Origin of the sequence: Mesorhizobium sp. WSM3862 (genome assembly GCF_002294985.1) — a bacterium.
Taxonomy (GTDB): domain Bacteria; phylum Pseudomonadota; class Alphaproteobacteria; order Rhizobiales; family Rhizobiaceae; genus Mesorhizobium.
The window spans coordinates 556,556-571,717 of the sequence record NZ_NSGE01000005.1; the positions used below are offsets into that span (position 1 = coordinate 556,556).

At 64.9% G+C, this 15,162-nt stretch carries 16 protein-coding genes; 4 read left to right on the forward strand and 12 right to left on the reverse strand.

Annotated elements, in window-relative coordinates; translation table 11 throughout:
* Positions 1-200: 200 nt before the first annotated feature.
* Positions 201-674, reverse strand: coding sequence for a hypothetical protein (locus CK224_RS18470; RefSeq protein WP_095782704.1), 474 nt, complete (start codon positions 672-674; stop codon positions 201-203).
* A gap of 246 nt (positions 675-920) precedes the next feature.
* On the opposite strand from CK224_RS18470, the gene CK224_RS18475 reads away from it, so the two are divergent.
* Positions 921-1,274, forward strand: coding sequence for a hypothetical protein (locus tag CK224_RS18475; RefSeq protein ID WP_095779929.1), 354 nt, complete (start codon positions 921-923; stop codon positions 1,272-1,274).
* On the opposite strand, the gene CK224_RS18480 is transcribed toward CK224_RS18475, so the two are convergent.
* Together CK224_RS18480 and CK224_RS18485 are read right to left on the reverse strand one after the other, a co-directional pair.
* Positions 1,258-2,460 carry a GGDEF domain-containing protein gene (locus tag CK224_RS18480; protein WP_095782705.1) on the reverse strand — a complete coding sequence of 401 codons (1,203 nt, stop codon included), beginning with the start codon at positions 2,458-2,460 and terminating at the stop codon, positions 1,258-1,260. The genes CK224_RS18475 and CK224_RS18480 overlap by 17 nt on opposite strands.
* Positions 2,461-2,574: 114 nt before the next feature.
* The gene (locus tag CK224_RS18485; RefSeq protein ID WP_095782706.1) at positions 2,575-3,768 is read right to left on the reverse strand and encodes a GGDEF domain-containing protein; all 1,194 of its coding nucleotides are present in this window, start codon (positions 3,766-3,768) and stop codon (positions 2,575-2,577) included.
* A 126-nt stretch (positions 3,769-3,894) separates the two neighbouring features.
* Here CK224_RS18485 and CK224_RS18490 point away from each other — a divergent pair, with 126 nt between their 5' ends.
* Positions 3,895-4,209 (forward strand): hypothetical protein, encoded by a 315-nt coding sequence (locus CK224_RS18490; RefSeq protein ID WP_066991843.1) that lies wholly within the window; start codon positions 3,895-3,897, stop codon positions 4,207-4,209.
* Between the two features lie 60 nt (positions 4,210-4,269).
* Here the strand turns inward: CK224_RS18490 and leuC are convergent, their stop codons facing one another.
* The 5 genes from leuC to rplS form a co-directional block, all read right to left on the reverse strand.
* Entirely contained in the window at positions 4,270-5,679 is a 1,410-nt protein-coding gene (gene leuC, locus CK224_RS18495; protein WP_066991840.1) for a 3-isopropylmalate dehydratase large subunit, read from the reverse strand.
* Between the two features lie 280 nt (positions 5,680-5,959).
* On the reverse strand, positions 5,960-6,595 hold the full coding sequence (locus CK224_RS18505) for a class I SAM-dependent methyltransferase (RefSeq protein WP_095782707.1): 636 nt from the start codon (positions 6,593-6,595) through the stop codon (positions 5,960-5,962).
* A gap of 57 nt (positions 6,596-6,652) precedes the next feature.
* Positions 6,653-7,465 (reverse strand): amino acid ABC transporter permease, encoded by an 813-nt coding sequence (locus CK224_RS18510; protein ID WP_095782708.1) that lies wholly within the window; start codon positions 7,463-7,465, stop codon positions 6,653-6,655.
* Positions 7,466-7,731: 266 nt separating this feature from the next.
* A complete protein-coding gene (locus tag CK224_RS18520) occupies positions 7,732-8,529 on the reverse strand; it encodes a transporter substrate-binding domain-containing protein (RefSeq protein WP_095782807.1) in 798 nt (265 codons plus the stop codon).
* Positions 8,530-8,875: 346 nt separating this feature from the next.
* Entirely contained in the window at positions 8,876-9,394 is a 519-nt protein-coding gene (rplS, locus tag CK224_RS18525) for a 50S ribosomal protein L19 (protein WP_040974610.1), read from the reverse strand.
* 322 nt (positions 9,395-9,716) lie between these two features.
* Here rplS and CK224_RS18530 point away from each other — a divergent pair, with 322 nt between their 5' ends.
* On the forward strand, positions 9,717-10,469 hold the full coding sequence (locus tag CK224_RS18530; RefSeq protein WP_095782710.1) for a sulfite exporter TauE/SafE family protein: 753 nt from the start codon (positions 9,717-9,719) through the stop codon (positions 10,467-10,469).
* Here CK224_RS18530 and trmD read toward each other — a convergent pair.
* Positions 10,451-11,152 (reverse strand): tRNA (guanosine(37)-N1)-methyltransferase TrmD, encoded by a 702-nt coding sequence (gene trmD / locus CK224_RS18535; RefSeq protein ID WP_095782711.1) that lies wholly within the window; start codon positions 11,150-11,152, stop codon positions 10,451-10,453. The genes CK224_RS18530 and trmD overlap by 19 nt on opposite strands.
* On the reverse strand, positions 11,149-11,745 hold the full coding sequence (gene rimM, locus CK224_RS18540) for a ribosome maturation factor RimM (RefSeq protein ID WP_095782808.1): 597 nt from the start codon (positions 11,743-11,745) through the stop codon (positions 11,149-11,151). The genes trmD and rimM overlap by 4 nt, the downstream gene beginning before the upstream one ends.
* A gap of 98 nt (positions 11,746-11,843) precedes the next feature.
* On the opposite strand from rimM, the gene CK224_RS18545 reads away from it, so the two are divergent.
* On the forward strand, positions 11,844-12,782 hold the full coding sequence (locus CK224_RS18545; protein ID WP_095782712.1) for a tyrosine recombinase XerC: 939 nt from the start codon (positions 11,844-11,846) through the stop codon (positions 12,780-12,782).
* 186 nt (positions 12,783-12,968) lie between these two features.
* Here the strand turns inward: CK224_RS18545 and CK224_RS18550 are convergent, their stop codons facing one another.
* Both CK224_RS18550 and CK224_RS18555 read right to left on the reverse strand, forming a co-directional pair.
* Entirely contained in the window at positions 12,969-13,574 is a 606-nt protein-coding gene (locus tag CK224_RS18550; protein ID WP_066991818.1) for a DUF1236 domain-containing protein, read from the reverse strand.
* Between the two features lie 64 nt (positions 13,575-13,638).
* Positions 13,639-14,733: a putative zinc-binding metallopeptidase gene (locus tag CK224_RS18555; RefSeq protein ID WP_095782713.1), complete on the reverse strand. Its 1,095-nt coding sequence runs from the start codon at positions 14,731-14,733 to the stop codon at positions 13,639-13,641.
* Positions 14,734-15,162 lie beyond the last annotated feature (429 nt).

Consider the following 15,162-nt stretch of genomic DNA (forward strand, 5'->3'; position numbering starts at 1 on the left):
TGAGCCGCGAAGGATGCGGCTTTTGCCGCACAACATAGGGCCTCGGATAGCGGGTTTCTAATGCGCTTTTTGCACCGCGTCAAAGCCGGAAAATCGTTTTGAAAACGTCATTTAGTCTGACAAAACGGGGAAATTCAGCTTCAATCGATTAGCGGCCGATCTGCAGCCGGCGCAACGTCGCTGCAGTGCAATAAGATCCGTTATCTTTTGCAGCTCTGCGGCGTGGACCCCTTCTTCATCACCAGCGCCTCGCGACCGTCGATCACGATTGCGTCATGCGTCGCCGCTTCCTGGTAGCGGCTGGTTTGATTGGCGGGCGACGCTGGAAACACTTCGGCCGAGCCATCCGGCCCGAGCACACGCAGAGAAGAGCCGAGATTTTGGATGGTGATCATGCCGCCATTGCCGCATCTGTAGGTGGCCGTTCCGACGCCGGCTCGCGGCGTGGTCAGGTCGGTGGTGATTTTGGTTGCGGGTGGCGAAGCTGTTGCCAATGTCTTGGGCGTTGCGGCAGCTCCGGCCCCGGGAGCGACGGGTTGGCTGGTTGGAACGGGCGAGACTGTTGGCGATAAAGTATTCGCCGCCTTCGGCACGCCGTCCTGCGGCACGCAGGCCGTAGCCGCAAGAAGCAGCGGAACAACGAGCGACACCCAAATCGCGCGGCCAAACATCATGTGCTGCCCCTTTCGTGCGCGGCACGCTAGCCACGCAATGCGCCAAGATCAAGCTCGCCTGGGTCAGCTGGGCCGGGGCGGGGCGATGGACGGAGTGGAGCCAAGGCGCCGAAATTAACCATGTTCATTAAGTTCCCCTCCTGAAGCCTGTCTGCCCCTTAACAAAGGTTAAGAAAGGGTTAATTTCCGATTCGCACGACGTTTGCAGGGCGATCCCGAGGGTCGCACCGTCCAAGGGAGAGCGACATGCGTTCGAATTCAGTGCGGGCAGGCCTGGCGGTCGCGACGCTGGCTGGACTTGCCACCGCCATTGCTGTGCCGGCCGAAGCCGGCCTGCGCCATCATGACCGCGTCTATGCCGATTCCTTCGGCAATCTCGTCATCGACAGCGCCGCCGGCTACAAGCGCATCATCGTCGGCGAGGGCCGGCACGCCAAGCAGCTCTCGAACTTCACCGGCGCCGGCCAGCCCGACGTCATCTACGATTCCGACGCAGCCGGTGCCCCGGGCTGCTACCAGCCGCCGGTCTTCATCAAGGGCCGTTCCTATATGTACGGCCTCTCCGACGGCGAGATGCCCAACCTCAGCCCCTGCCGCTGACCGCCGCCGGGAACTGCCGGCGCGCGGTCCCGAGCGAGACGCGCACGCAGTCGCGGCCGGCATTCTTGGCCGCGTAAAGCGCTTCATCGGCGCGCCGCAGCAGATCTGAAAAATCCTCAGCCACGGCAAGCTCGGCGACGCCGAAGCTCGCGCTGCAGCGATGCTCGGCGGGCAGGCCCTCGATCGGCAGCCCGCCAAACGCGCTGCGCGCGCCTTCCGCGAACAATCGCGCGGCAGTGAGGTTGGTACCGGGCAGGATGATGGCGAATTCCTCGCCGCCGATGCGGCCGGCGACGTGATGCTCGGCCGCCGCCTCGCGCAGCAAGCCTGCGAACGTCTCGATGACACGATCGCCGCAGGCATGGCCGTAGCTGTCGTTGATCCTCTTGAAGTGGTCGAGGTCGGCGATGACCAGCGCCACCGGTACGCCCCGGCGCACCGCATCCCGCAACGCCAGCTCGGCATGGCGTTCGAAACCGCCGCGGTTGAGGAGCCGCGACAGCGTGTCCGTCTCCGATTTCGACATCGCCTCGGCCAGCACGTCGCGCACCAGGATAGCGAGCGCGAGCAGCGCCAGCGCCAGACCGAACACGGTGCCAAGCGACTGCGACACCAGCGCATAACCCGTCTGCACATAGGATTGCGGATTGGCGCCCCAGCCGCCCAACGCGCCGGCGATGAAAGGCTTTGATGCGAACTGCAGGGCGCTTGCCGCGAGCACGAGCATCAGGAGGTGATCGAGCCGCTCGAGCCGCTGCCTGGAGGACAGCACGATGCCAAGCGCGGTGCACTGCATGGCCGCATAAGGAAGCTGATAGGCCAACATGCGGGTGAGCGAGTATCGCGGCAGGTCCTGCACCAGATAGACGGCGGCCGAGGCCACGGCCAGGAAGACCAGCATCGGCGCCCAGGGCGGCGTCACGCCATATTTGTGGGCAACCCCGCCGTTGAAGGCGATGGTCGCGCCGAGGAAGACAGCGAAGGCCATGACAACCGGCAGCCGGGCATCGGCAAAAGCGGGGATACTGAACTCGATGGCGAAATAGGCCATGCCTAGCAAATAGCCGAAAGCCAGCCAGCGCGCCGACACACGCCCGACGTCGTGGACGGCGATCGCCACGAAGGCCGCGGCCAACAGCCCGGCGACGAGCAGATTGATCATCAGGATGAAATCGGCGCTGCCCATGTTCCCTTCGAAGCCCCCCGGGCAGAAAACCATCGACGGGCGAAAAACACGTTAACGCCGCATGCCTTCGGACGGGGATGCTGGCTGTTGTCAGGTGCTCTGGAGTGTCCGATTTCAGCCGACGCTCACCGCTTCGGGCACGAAGGCGGTTTCGGGGCGCTCGTAGGAAAGGCGGACGCTGTCACGGCCATTCCTCTTGGCCTTGTAGAGCGCCTCGTCGGCGCGCCGCATCAGCGGCGCCAGCCCTTCCGCGCCGCTGCGGGCCGCAACGCCGAAGCTCGCTGTCACCCTGGTGCCGGGCGGCAGGCCGTCGACGGCTCCGGCCGAATAGAAAGTGCGGATCGCTTCGGCGAAAAGGCGCGCCGCGGCGAGATCACTGAGCGGCAGAAGCACGGCGAACTCCTCGCCGCCGATGCGCCCCGCTGCGCCGCGCGCACCGGTGGCAAAGCGCAGCTTGGCAGCGAAATCGGCAATCACTCGGTCGCCCGCCTCATGTCCGTGCTGGTCATTGAGCGCCTTGAAGTGATCGAGGTCGGCAAGCACCAGCGCGACGGGAAACCCGGCCTTGGCGCATTGATCGAGCAGAAGTGCTGCCCGTTCCTGGAAGCCGCGGCGGTTGAGAAGGCCGGACAACGGGTCGGTGTGCGTCTCGGCCTTCAGTGCCTTCAGCACGTCGAGGGCGGCCGCCGTGAACAGGCAGAGCGCGATCAGAAGCGACAAAAGCGCGTGCGAGAGCAGCGCCGTCGTCCAGTAGGACGAGCCGTAGAAGCCGTCATAGCTTGGGAACGGTCCATGCGCGATGACGACGATCAGGGTACGGGCGGTGAAGTTCAGCGCGGAAAGCAGGGCCAGCGCGACCAGGATTTTCTCAGGGCCATTGTTGCGCACTGTCCTGAGCTCGACGGCGACGAGCAGGCTCAGGCCGCCGAAGCCGAAATTCATGCTGAGCACGCGCCAGGTAAGATCCGGCTGGACGAACATGAACCATGCGAAGGCGGCGAGCCCGCCGCCGGCCATGACACCGATGCCGAAATAGGGCACGCGCCGGCCGTAGCGCGCGATGATCGCGCCGGAAAGGCAGCAGGCGGCTATCGTGAAACATATGTTGGAGATCAGCTTGGTCGCCACGATGCCGAGCGGCAACGTGAAATATTGCAGCAGGAAACCCGACGCCGACAGGCAGTAGCTCGCCGCCAGCACCGCCAGATACGGACGATGGCGCTGATAAAACCACAGCACGAGGAACGCAGCGCCGAGCGCCAGCGCTATCGTCGGATTGAGCAGCGCTATGAGCAGACCGGTGTCCAACGGACCGTGACTTCCCCAAGTTACCCAAGGGGAGATGCTAGTCGGGAAGCACAAACAAGCGGTTAAGCGACGGCACGGAACAGCTCCGGGAGACCGGCGTTCTCAACACAAAACAGGAGAACGCCGATGGCCGGTACAATCACCCTGACCGAGCACGATGCGATCCGTTCCTGGGCGGCGGCGCGCGCCGGATTTCCGGCCATTGTCGACATTTCGCCCGAGGCCGGCACGCAACCCATGCTGCGCCTGGTTTTTGGCCAGAACGCCTATGAGGACGACGACCGCCCGGAGCGGCCTCCCAACGCCGGCGGCTACGAGCTGGTCGAATGGGACGAGTGGTTCAAGATTTTTGACGAGCAGCAACTGGCGCTGATCGTCGCTGCCGACGAGCCTGGCCGACGTGAGGAGTTCCACGAGATTATTCGGCTCGGCGACCGCTGAGCGACAAAAGGCCCGGATCGCGGTGCGCTCCGGGCCTTTGATCGCCTCCGCGGCAGGCCGTTACTTCCAGTCGCGGATATCGACGAAATGGCCGGCGATTGCCGCCGCCGCCGCCATGGCCGGCGAGACCAGATGGGTGCGGCCCTTAAAACCCTGCCGGCCCTCGAAATTGCGGTTCGAGGTCGAGGCGCAGCGCTCATGCGGCTTCAGCCGGTCGTCGTTCATCGCCAGGCACATCGAGCAGCCGGGCTCGCGCCAGTCGAAGCCCGCGGCGACGAAGATCTTGTCGAGCCCTTCGGCTTCGGCCTGCTCCTTCACCAGGCCGGAGCCCGGCACGATCATGGCGTTCACGCGCGGATTGACCTTCTTGCCCTCGACAACCTTGGCGGCGGCGCGCAGGTCCTCGATGCGGCCATTGGTGCAGGACCCGATGAAGACGCGGTCGAGCGTGATGTCGGTGATCTTGGTTCCGGGCGTCAGCCCCATATAGTCGAGCGCGCGCAGCTTCGAGGAACGCTTGTTCTCGTCGGCGATGTCGGCCGGATTCGGCACGAAACCCTGCACCGAGACGACATCCTCGGGCGAGGAGCCCCAGGAGACGATCGGCGGCAGTTTTTGCGCATCGAGCACGACCACCTTGTCGAAATGCGCACCTTCGTCGGAATGCAGCGTCTTCCAGTAGGCAAGCGCGGCGTCCCAGGCGGCGCCCTTCGGCGCGCGCGGCTTGTCCTTCACATAGGCGAAGGTGGTCTCGTCCGGCGCGATCAAGCCGGCGCGCGCACCGCCTTCGATCGACATGTTGCAGATCGTCATGCGGCCTTCCATCGACAGCGAGCGGATCGCCTCGCCGGCATATTCGATGACGTAGCCGGTGCCGCCGGCGGTGCCGATCTCGCCGATGATGGCGAGGATGATGTCCTTGGCGGTGACGCCTTCCGGAAGCTGGCCGTCAACGCGCACCAGCATGTTCTTGGCCTTGCGCTGGATCAAGGTTTGCGTCGCCAGCACATGCTCGACTTCCGAAGTGCCGATGCCGTGCGCCAGCGCGCCGAACGCACCGTGCGTGGAGGTGTGGCTGTCGCCGCAGACAATGGTCATGCCGGGCAGCGTGAAGCCTTGCTCCGGCCCGATGATGTGGACGATGCCCTGGCGGACGTCGTTCTCCGAATAATATTCGATGCCGAAATCCTTGGCATTCTTGGCCAGCGCCTCGACCTGGATGCGGCTTTCCTCGTTCTTGATGCCGAACTTGCGCTCGGGCGAGGTCGGCACGTTGTGGTCGACCACGGCGAGCGTCTTCTCAGGATGGCGAACGTCTCGGCCGCTCATGCGCAGGCCTTCGAAGGCCTGCGGGCTGGTGACCTCGTGGACGAGGTGGCGGTCGATATAGAGCAGGCAGGTTCCGTCGTCCTGGCGGTCGACGACATGGTCGTCGAAGATCTTGTCGTAGAGGGTGCGCGGTGCGCTCATGTGCGTAAATCCGTCGATATGAGAATGGCAAAAGCTGGCGCCGGGGCTTCTGACCGGCGAAGCGATCGGATAAGTCGCCTCAGCTAAGTCGGCTGGTGAGCGCGCCGCAGACGCGCGCGGCAAATCGCGACGGCAGGCGCTTCCTGTCCTGCAGCACGAAACCCTTATAGGCCGGATCGCCGAAAAGCTCTTCCATGGCGCTGCTCATATCAACGTTTTGGCTTTTCGGCAATTGCGGTAGCTTTGCCTTCTCCCCTTGTGGGAGAAGGGGAAGCCGCGCTCACAGCACCTCGAACACAAAAGTCTTCACCAGCGCGCCCGGGTCGCCGATCGCATAGCAGCGGAACCACGTGCTTTCCTCTGCCAGCCGCCATTTCCTTGCCTGCCTGAGTGCGTCGAACACCGCCTGGAAGCCGCCGCTCTCAAAAACCTGGTCGCGCACGGTGAAGATGGCGTGGCCGCCGCTCTTCGTGATGCGCACCAGCTCATGCAGGCCCTCGGCCGGCGCGTGGCCGATGGTGAAGACGCCGGTCGAGAAGAAGGCGCGGAAATGACTGTCGGGCCAAGGCAGCCGGCCGCCGAGCATCGCCTTCTTCAGCTCGCCATAGGCATTGCGGCTGCCTGCGATCTTCAGCATGTCGTCGGAAAGGTCGAGACCGGCGATGTCGCCATAGCCCAGCGCTTTCAATGACGGCCCGGACAGGCCGGTGCCGCAGCCGGCGTCGAGCAGCGGGCCTTCGCCCGCCGGCACATGCCGCGCCACCCAGGCGGTGATGAGGAAGGGCAGCAGATAACCGAGCGAGGCGGTCTCGCTGTCATAGGTCGCCGCCCATTCGGCATAGGCCTTGGCGAGCGCCTCCGGCGTCTCGGCTGAATAGACGGAGCCCAGCGCCGCATTGGCCTTGTCGAAATTCATGGGTCAGCTCCTGGACGTTACCAACCCAGCAAGCGTAGCGCGCTCTTGGCCCGGGGGCTATTGCTCATGCTGCCGTCGCAGCCGTTTCTCGAGCGCCCGCAGCGCCAGCGACAGGCCGACCGTCAAGATCAGATAGATATACGCGACGATCGAATAGGTCTCGAAGAAGCGGAACGAGCCGGCGGCATAGACCTTGCCGATCTGGGTGATGTCGGCGACGCCCAGCACCGAGACCAGCGAGGAGTCCTTGACCATGGCAACGAAATCGTTGCCGAGCGGCGGCAGGATGGTGCGGATCGCCTGCGGAAAGACAATAAGCCGGAAGCGCTGCACGCGCGTCAACCCGAGCGCTTTTGCCGCCTCGATCTGACCCTTCTCGACCGACAGGATGCCGGCCCGGAACACTTCCGAGATGAAGGCCGAATAGCCGATGGTCAGAGCCATGATGGCGCGCCACAGAAGCGAGACATCCCGCACCAGGAGCTCGCCGATCCAGCCGGCGCTCTGCAGCGGCGCCGTCAGCGCGTTCCACGCCGCGACGAATGCCGGCGCCCCGGCAAAAGCGATCCAGAACAGCAGCACCAGGATCGGCACGCCGCGGATGATCTCGACATAGAAGCGCGCGATCTGGCGCAGCCATTGCGACCCCGACAAGGCCATCAGCGCGATGCCGAGTCCAAGCGCCGAGGCCAGCGCGAAGCCGACCACGGTGACGAAGACAGTGATGCCGATGCCCATGGCGACGGTGGCGAAGACCTCGGCGTAAAGGTCGCTGGCGGCGATGGCCAGCGCCGCAGCGAGCGCCAGGATGGCCGCTGCGGCCAGCCACCAGGGGAATTCGGATTTGGCGGTGGACGTCGTGGCGGACATCAGGATGTGCCGCCAGCATCGTTGCGAAGGCCGCGTTCCGGCACAGCCCCCTCTGCGCTGCCGGGCATCTCCCCCGCAGGAGGGAAGATCAGCAGCTTTGTCGCCGGCGCTCTTCTTGCAACGTCGGCGATTTGCGAAAGCGAAGGCGACAGCCAATCTCCCCGCTTGCGGGGGAGATGTCCGGTAGGACAGAGGGGGGTGGGAAGGAATGAGATTTTCGCGGTTTTCCGCCCGCCGCCGTCGCCGATCATTCGCAGCAAAGGAGCCTACTGCCCCATCTTGTAGTCGAGGAACCACTTCTTGTTCAGCGCATCGAGCGTGCCATCGGCCTTGAGCGCGGCGATCGCGGCGTTGACCGGCTTCACCAGGTCCGAGCCCTTGGGGAAGATGAAGCCGAAATCCTCGCTGCCGAGCGGCCCGCCGATCAGCTTCAGCTTGCCTTCGGAGGCATCGACATAGCCCTTGCCGGCGGTGCCGTCGGTCAGCACCACGTCGACATCGCCGGACTTCAGCGCCTGCACGCTGGCGCCGAAGGTCTCGAACAATTTTATGCGCGGATTCTGCTCATTGCCGTCGAGCACGCTGTAGACGGCGGTGTAGAAGGGCGTCGTGCCGGCTTGCGCGCCGATCAGCCCGTCCTTGAAGGCGGCAAAGCTCTTGGCGTCGGTGAAGCGGCTCTCGTCGCCGCGCACCAGCATGAACTGTTCCGATCGCATGTAAGGGTCCGAGAAGTCGACCTTCGCCTTGCGCTCGTCCTTGATGGTGATGCCGGTCATGCCGATATTGTACTGGTTGTCGGAAACGGCCTGGATCATCGCGTCCCAGGAGGTGTTCTGGTACTCGACCTTGAAATTCAGCCGCTTGGCGATCTCATCCATCGCGTCATATTCCCAGCCGATCTGCTTGCCGGTCTTCTTGTCGATGAACTGCAGCGGCGGGTAAGCGTTTTCGGTCACCACCACGACCTTTCTGCCGCCGAGATCGGGCAGCGTGTCGGCGAGCGCCGCAGCGGGCGCGAGAAGGCAGGCCAATAGGCCGGCCAGCAGCAGTTTCGACTTGATCATGACGAACTCCCGAACGTGACTGGCGGCGCTACGCTCGCCCAAGAGAAAAACCGGCGCCGACTTTAGCTTTCCGCAAGCGCCTTGCAAGCCGATCCGCTGCATCGATGAGCGCCAAAGCGGATCCCCATGCTCTGATCGGCACGCTTCCCGAACCCAGCCTGCGACGGACCATCCCGCGGAATCCGCGACCGCTTCGCGCAACCCGGCGACCAGCCGGGTCGGCGTGCCATGCAGGGCTTTCAGCTCGGCGCGTTCCGGCGGCATGCTGCAGGCAAGCGCGCCGCTTGCACATCCAAACGAAAAAGGCGGCCGAAGCCGCCTTTCCAAAACAATCTGCGGAAGCGCCTTATTCGGCCGACGCAGACTCCGCAGCCTTCTTCTCGGCGGCGTCCTGCGCGGCTTTCTCCGCAGCCAGCGCCTCGGCGGCGGCGACCTTCTCGGCCTCGATGCGGGCGCGTTCGGCGTTCAGCGCATCACGCTCTTCATCGTTCAGCTTGCGGGCGCGCACGCCGGTGTTTTCCGAAATGCGGGCCGACTTGCCGCGACGGTCGCGCAGGTAATAGAGCTTGGCGCGGCGCACCTTGCCACGGCGCACGATCTCGACGCCTTCGACCATCGGCGAGTAGACCGGGAACACGCGCTCGACGCCTTCGCCGTAGGAAATCTTGCGGACGGTGAAATTCTCCTGGAAGCCGGAGCCGGAACGGGCGATGACCACGCCCTCATAGGCCTGGACGCGGGTGCGGCTGCCTTCGGTGACGCGCACCTGGACGCGCACGGTGTCGCCAGGCTGGAATTCGGGCAGCTTGCGCTTGGCTTCGATCTTGGCGGCCTGCTCGGCCTCGAGCTGACGGATGAGATCCATCTCAAATATCCACTTCTTGTTCTTCCGACAGCCAGAGCGTCCTCGACTTGCCTTGCAGTTCCAATGACCGCTCGGCTATGTCCTTTGCCCAGACATTCAAATCGGGGGCATCGGACAGGGACGGCTACACCGCCATTTGTTGACGGGTCCGGAAGATCGTTCTTCCGGTTCGGGCGGCGACATACAGCTATTTCGGCGCTTTGTCACGCCTTTGACGCCTAATTTTTGAAAACTATGGCCCCATCATATTGCCGCCGTGCCGGGTTGCGCGCGCCATGCAAGCTTTCTAAGTCGGAGAAAGCTATTTCCCAGGCCTCCCTCGATGACATTCTTCGATGCCGTCCTGCTCTTCTTCGCGGGCTTTGTCTCGGGCGCGGTGAACGCCGTCGCCGGCGGCGGCACTTTCGTCACCTTCGGTGCCATGACGCTGGTCGGCCTGCCGCCGATCGTTGCCAACGCAACGTCCTCGGTGACACAGTTTCCGGGCTACATCACCTCGACGCTCGCCTATCTCGACGACATCAGACATTTCTGGCGCCAGGCGCTTGTGCTCTGCGTGATATCCGGCTTCGGCGCGCTGGCCGGTTCGCTCATTCTGCTGGCGCTCTCCAACACGTCCTTCCGTGCGCTTGTGCCCTGGCTGCTGATCGCCGCGACCGCCCTGTTCGCGGCCGGTCCGTGGCTGAAGCCGGCGGCCGTACCGGAGCACCAGGCCTCGCTCGGCCCGCTCGCGGGGTCGCTGGCGCAGTTCCTGACTTCGGTCTATGGCGGCTTCTTCGGCGCCGGCATGGGCGTGATGATGCTTGCCACCCTCGGCCTGACGCAGGCCGGCGACTACCACAAGCTCAATGCGTTGAAGAACATGCTGGCGGTGGTCATCGCGGCAATCGCCATCCTGGTTTTCGTTTCGGGCGGCGTCGTCGCCTGGCCGCAGGCGATCGTCATGATCCCCGGCGGGGCGCTGGGCGGCTATGCCGGGGTGTGGATCGCCAGGCGCGTGCCGCAAGGTGTCGTGCGCGGCTTCGTCGTCGCCGTCGGCCTGTTTCTGGCCTTTTATTACTTCACCAAGGGCTGAGCCCCCGCCAGCAGATCGGGCCGGCGCTCCCTCGTCAGCTTCTCAGCCTCGGCGCGACGCCACGCGGCGATCTTCTTGTGATTGCCGGAGGTCAGCACTTCGGGGATTTGCCTGCCCTCGAACTCCTGCGGCCGCGTGTAATGCGGATGCTCGAGCAGGCCGTTCTCAAAGCTTTCTTCCTCGCCCGAGACGGCGTTGCCCATCACCCCCGGCAGCAGCCGCACCACCGCATCGAGCAGCACCAGTGCCGCCGGCTCGCCGCCCGACAGGATGAAATCGCCGATCGAGACTTCCTCCAGGCCGCGCGCCTCGATCAGCCGCTGGTCGACGCCCTCGAACCGGCCGCAAAGGATGACGGCACCCGGCCCGGCGGCGAGCTCGCGCACCCGGGCCTGCGTCAGCGGCTTTCCACGCGGGCTCATCAGCAACCTTGGACGTTCATCGCCCTGCGGCGAAGCGTGATCGATGGCCCTGGCGAGCACATCGGCGCGCATCACCATGCCCGCGCCGCCGCCGGCCGGCGTATCGTCGACGGTGCGATGCCGGTCAGTGGCGAAATCGCGGATCTGGATCGCTTCCAGCGACCAGGTGCCTGCTTCCAGCGCCCGGCCGGCGAGCGAGAGGCCAAGCGCGCCCGGAAACATCTCCGGATAGAGCGTCAGCACCGAAGCCGTAAAGCTCACCGGTTGCCCCCGGCATCCTTCGGCCCGCGCGGCCGCCCCTTCGGGTCGAACCCGGGCTGACCGGGCGCCTCGCTCTCCTCGTCATCGGCCAGCCCCGCCGCCAGCGGATCGACCTGAACGAAGCCGTCGGCGATCGACACATGCGGCACGGCGGCTTGCGTGAACGGGATCAGCACGCCCTTGCGGCCGGCGAGCGTGACGTCGAGTATGTCTCCGCCGCCGAAATTGTGCACGGCGACAATCCTGCCGATGACGCCGGTATCGTCCCTGACCTCCAGGCCGACGAGGTCGGCATGGTAGAACTCGTCCTCCTCACCGTCGTCCGGCAGCACCGAACGGTCGACGAACAGTTCCGTGCCGGCAAGCGCCTCGGCCGTGTTGCGGTCGCTGACGCCCTTGAAGCGCACCACCACTACCGTGCCGGCCGGCCGGATGTCGAGGATCTGGAAGGCACGGCCATCCTTGGTATGCAGCGGCCCGTAGTCGGCGAGCGCCAACGGATCGCCGGTGAAGGTCTTTACCCGCAATTCGCCCTTGATGCCGTGTGCGGCGCCGATCACGGCCATCTGTACAGGGTTCTCGAGCTTCGACATCGGCATCACTTCCTTTGCCCTGCTCTAACCCTCTGAAGCCGTCATTTCAATGATCGGCTCTTCACCGCTTCCTAACCTGACTGCCCGAAAATGCTGGCATGCAGGAATTCCTAATCCCGGCAAAACCCGACCTCCAGGCGGCGCGCGAGAGCTGGCTCAAGATGCTGGCGCGCGAGCGCCGGCTATCGCCCGAAACAGTCGAAGCCTATGAGCGCGACACGCGCCAGTTCCTGCATTTTCTGACCGGGCATTGCGGCGGCCCGCCCGGCATCTCCGATATCGCCGACCTGCGGCCGGCCGACCTGCGCGGCTTCCTCGCCGCGCGCCGGAACGGCGGCGCCGGCGCCCGCACGCTTGGCCGCGGCCTGGCCGGCATCCGTTCGCTGCTGTGCTTTCTCGAAAAGCGCGGCCTCGTCAACGCGGCGGGTGCGGCCGCCCTGCGCGCGCCGCGCCAGCCGAAATCGCTACCAAAACCGCTGACGGCGAGCGATGCCAAGCAGGTCGTGACTGTCGAGGGCCAACTGGCGGAGGAACCCTGGATCGCCGCCCGCAACGCCGCCGTGCTGACGCTGCTCTACGGCTCCGGCCTGCGCATCTCGGAAGCGCTGGGCCTGGCCGGGGCCGATCTCGCCACTGAGGCTGACACGGTCCTGCGCATCACCGGCAAGGGCGGCAAGACAAGGCTGGTGCCGGTGCTGCCGGTGGCGCTCAGGGCGGTCGCCGAATACCGGCGGCTGTGTCCCTTCCACATCGATCCGAAAGAGCTGCTGTTCCGCGGCGCTCGCGGCGGCCCGCTCAATCCGGCCATCGTCCAGCGCGAGATGGCGAAGCTGCGCTCGGCCCTCAACCTGCCGGAAACCGCGACGCCGCATGCCTTGCGCCATTCCTTCGCCACGCATCTGCTCGGCCGTGGCGGCGACCTGCGCACCATCCAGGAACTGCTCGGCCATGCTAGCCTGTCGACCACCCAGGTCTATACCGGCGTCGATACGGCAAGGCTGCTCGACATCTACGACCGGGCGCATCCAAGGGCGTGAAGCGTTTGGCGAAGCCGCCCCGCTTCCTCGTGCCAAGACGGAGCAACGAGCGGAGTGAACCCTGAAATGGTGGCTGCAGGTCGAAACCGGCGGCTGTCGAACAGCTGCAGGTAGCCTGACCCAACCTTGACATTCTTCGAAAGGCGGCCGCCCGTTTCCCGGCGGCCGCCTCTCGAATACCCTAGGTCAGCGCATCACGTAGACAATGCGCCGCGTGCCCGGATCGACCAGCGCCGGCTGGTTGTTCACATAGACATAGCGGTAGTTGTAATCCGGGATCTCGCGCAGCTCGACCGTATCGGGCAGCACCGCGCCGGTCACCACTTCGCCCTCGAGATAGACCGGTTCGACCCGGTGCGTGGTGACATAGGTGCCGACCTCGGCCGGCGGCCTGGCGATCGGCTCGATGGCGTCGTCGCCGGAAACGATGGCGCCGGTGTAGGTGTCAGTGGTGTAGATATCATCGGTCGGCGGAGCCACGACGGCAATGCCGGCATCGGCCGGCCGGCGTGTCACCACAACACGGCTGCCGCCGAATTCGGCAGTCACATAGTCGGAATAGACCCAACCTTTGCCGCCGGCTTCGGCGATGGTGCACCATTTGCTGCCTTCGATGCAGCCTCTGAGCGTCGCCGACTGGCCGGCAGCCAGCACGCCGATAACGGGATATTGCGGGCCGGGGCCGGCGCGGACATTCAGATCCGTCACTGCCGAGACGGGCGTGTCGGCAAGCGCCGCGCCCGACATGGCAAGCAGCGCACCGGCAAGTGCCGGAAACAATAGACTTTTCATGATTTCTCTCCGTTCTCAACGCTCCCTCGGGCTCGAAAACGAACCAGAACCTTATGCGTTCCGGCTAAAGTGCCGTCGCCTGCTCACGAATTGTTCCATTTGTTTTGGGCAAGTCGGTCAAAAGCTGGTGAACGAAGGCCAGTTTTTGCGCCGTCATCTCCGAAATGACGAAGGGATAAAGGTCGGGCAGACCCATGCAGCGGTTGATCGAATTGGAGGCCTCCGACAGCACCAGCCAGCGGGCGAGGATCCTTTCGAACGGTTCCGGCGGCGGATCGGGTTCGGCGGGCTCCCGCAACGGATGTCCCCCTGTATCGCCAGGCGGCAGGTCGTTGGCTTCCACCGTCTCCAGCCGGCCGAGCGGAAAATTCAGCGCATGCACCATCTCCAGCGTGTCGGTGATGTGCAGGTGGTGCGCCCAGGTCTCGGCCCAGTCTTCCCAGGGGTGGGACGCCGCATAGGCCGAGATGTGGCGCTGCTCCCAGTCCGGCGGCGCGCCCTTGGCGTAGTGGGCCTTCAGCGCTTGCTCGTAGTCGACCCGCTCGTCGCCGAACAGAGCGCGAAAGCCTGAAAGCCGCTCGGGATCGTCGCGGATCAGCCGGTCCCAGTAATAATGGCCGAGCTCGTGGCGGAAGTGGCCGAGCAAGGTGCGGTAGTTCTCGCCCATCTCGACACGCCGCCGCTCGCGCTCGGCGGAATCGGCCTCGGCGACGTTAAGGGTGATCCTGCCGTTGTCGTGGCCGGTCAGGATGCGCTCGCCGCCTGGTCCGCCGCCGATCGGATCGGCGAGGAAGTCAAAAGCGAGCCCGGCCTCGTCCTGCGGTCCGGCCTTGGGCGCCACCGGCAAGCCGAAGGCGAGCAGCGAATAGACGGCGCGTTTCTTGGCCGCCTCGACGCGGATCCAGCGCCGACGGTTGCCCTCCACCGAAAGGTCGGGGATCCATTGGTTGAGCGCGCAAGCGCGGCAGAAAATCCTGCCCGGCTCGGCCCGCCAGTTGCAGGCGCACTCGTCGGCATTTCCGCATGGAACGGCGTCGCCGCCGCAAAGCACGAAACACGCCCGCTCCGGATCATAAAGCACCAGGCTTGAACAGTTCAGGCATTGCGCGTTCTCAAAATAGAGACGGTGGCCGCAATGAGGGCAGTCGAACAGCTTCATCGGTCATCGAACCGCGGGAAAAAAGGTCAACGAAGTTAGGCAACGCCCAAACGCCCGTCGCCGGCCGTCGTTCCGTTTCTATTTCGTCGCGAGCAGGGCGACGCCCCGCCTGGCCACGCTTTCGCCTGACAATGTCGCACCGCCACAAGTCTGGATGAGCGGTCCGGCGACATGCTCGCCGGCGAAGAAGATCTTCTCCGCCACCGCCTGCAACAGTGTGGCGCGCGCTTCGGAACGGTCGGATTGGGCAGCCGCATAGCCGAGCCTGCGCCAATGATCACAACATCGACGTCTTCCCAAAAGACACACACAATAAATCCTTGCGCCATAATTTATGCTTGATCGTGGGCAAATTCCCCGGCATTCGCCAGCTTCAAGCGCTGCGCAGCCCGCGCGGGCGGTGACAACCGGGCGCTTCACTGGCAGATT

What these genes read in the sequence shown, in the direction of transcription:
- CK224_RS18545 (WP_095782712.1), top strand. Translation starts at nt 11,844, where the DNA reads ATGCAGGAATTCCTAATCCCGGCAAAACCCGACCTCCAGGCGGCGCGC.
- CK224_RS18530 (WP_095782710.1), top strand. Translation starts at nt 9,717, where the DNA reads ATGACATTCTTCGATGCCGTCCTGCTCTTCTTCGCGGGCTTTGTCTCG.
- CK224_RS18475 (WP_095779929.1), top strand. Translation starts at nt 921, where the DNA reads ATGCGTTCGAATTCAGTGCGGGCAGGCCTGGCGGTCGCGACGCTGGCT.
- rplS (WP_040974610.1), bottom strand. Translation starts at nt 9,394, where the DNA reads ATGGATCTCATCCGTCAGCTCGAGGCCGAGCAGGCCGCCAAGATCGAA.
- CK224_RS18520 (WP_095782807.1), bottom strand. Translation starts at nt 8,529, where the DNA reads ATGATCAAGTCGAAACTGCTGCTGGCCGGCCTATTGGCCTGCCTTCTC.
- CK224_RS18555 (WP_095782713.1), bottom strand. Translation starts at nt 14,733, where the DNA reads ATGAAGCTGTTCGACTGCCCTCATTGCGGCCACCGTCTCTATTTTGAG.
- CK224_RS18490 (WP_066991843.1), top strand. Translation starts at nt 3,895, where the DNA reads ATGGCCGGTACAATCACCCTGACCGAGCACGATGCGATCCGTTCCTGG.
- CK224_RS18550 (WP_066991818.1), bottom strand. Translation starts at nt 13,574, where the DNA reads ATGAAAAGTCTATTGTTTCCGGCACTTGCCGGTGCGCTGCTTGCCATG.
- CK224_RS18470 (WP_095782704.1), bottom strand. Translation starts at nt 674, where the DNA reads ATGATGTTTGGCCGCGCGATTTGGGTGTCGCTCGTTGTTCCGCTGCTT.
- CK224_RS18480 (WP_095782705.1), bottom strand. Translation starts at nt 2,460, where the DNA reads ATGGGCAGCGCCGATTTCATCCTGATGATCAATCTGCTCGTCGCCGGG.
- leuC (WP_066991840.1), bottom strand. Translation starts at nt 5,679, where the DNA reads ATGAGCGCACCGCGCACCCTCTACGACAAGATCTTCGACGACCATGTC.
- rimM (WP_095782808.1), bottom strand. Translation starts at nt 11,745, where the DNA reads ATGTCGAAGCTCGAGAACCCTGTACAGATGGCCGTGATCGGCGCCGCA.
- CK224_RS18505 (WP_095782707.1), bottom strand. Translation starts at nt 6,595, where the DNA reads ATGAATTTCGACAAGGCCAATGCGGCGCTGGGCTCCGTCTATTCAGCC.
- CK224_RS18510 (WP_095782708.1), bottom strand. Translation starts at nt 7,465, where the DNA reads ATGTCCGCCACGACGTCCACCGCCAAATCCGAATTCCCCTGGTGGCTG.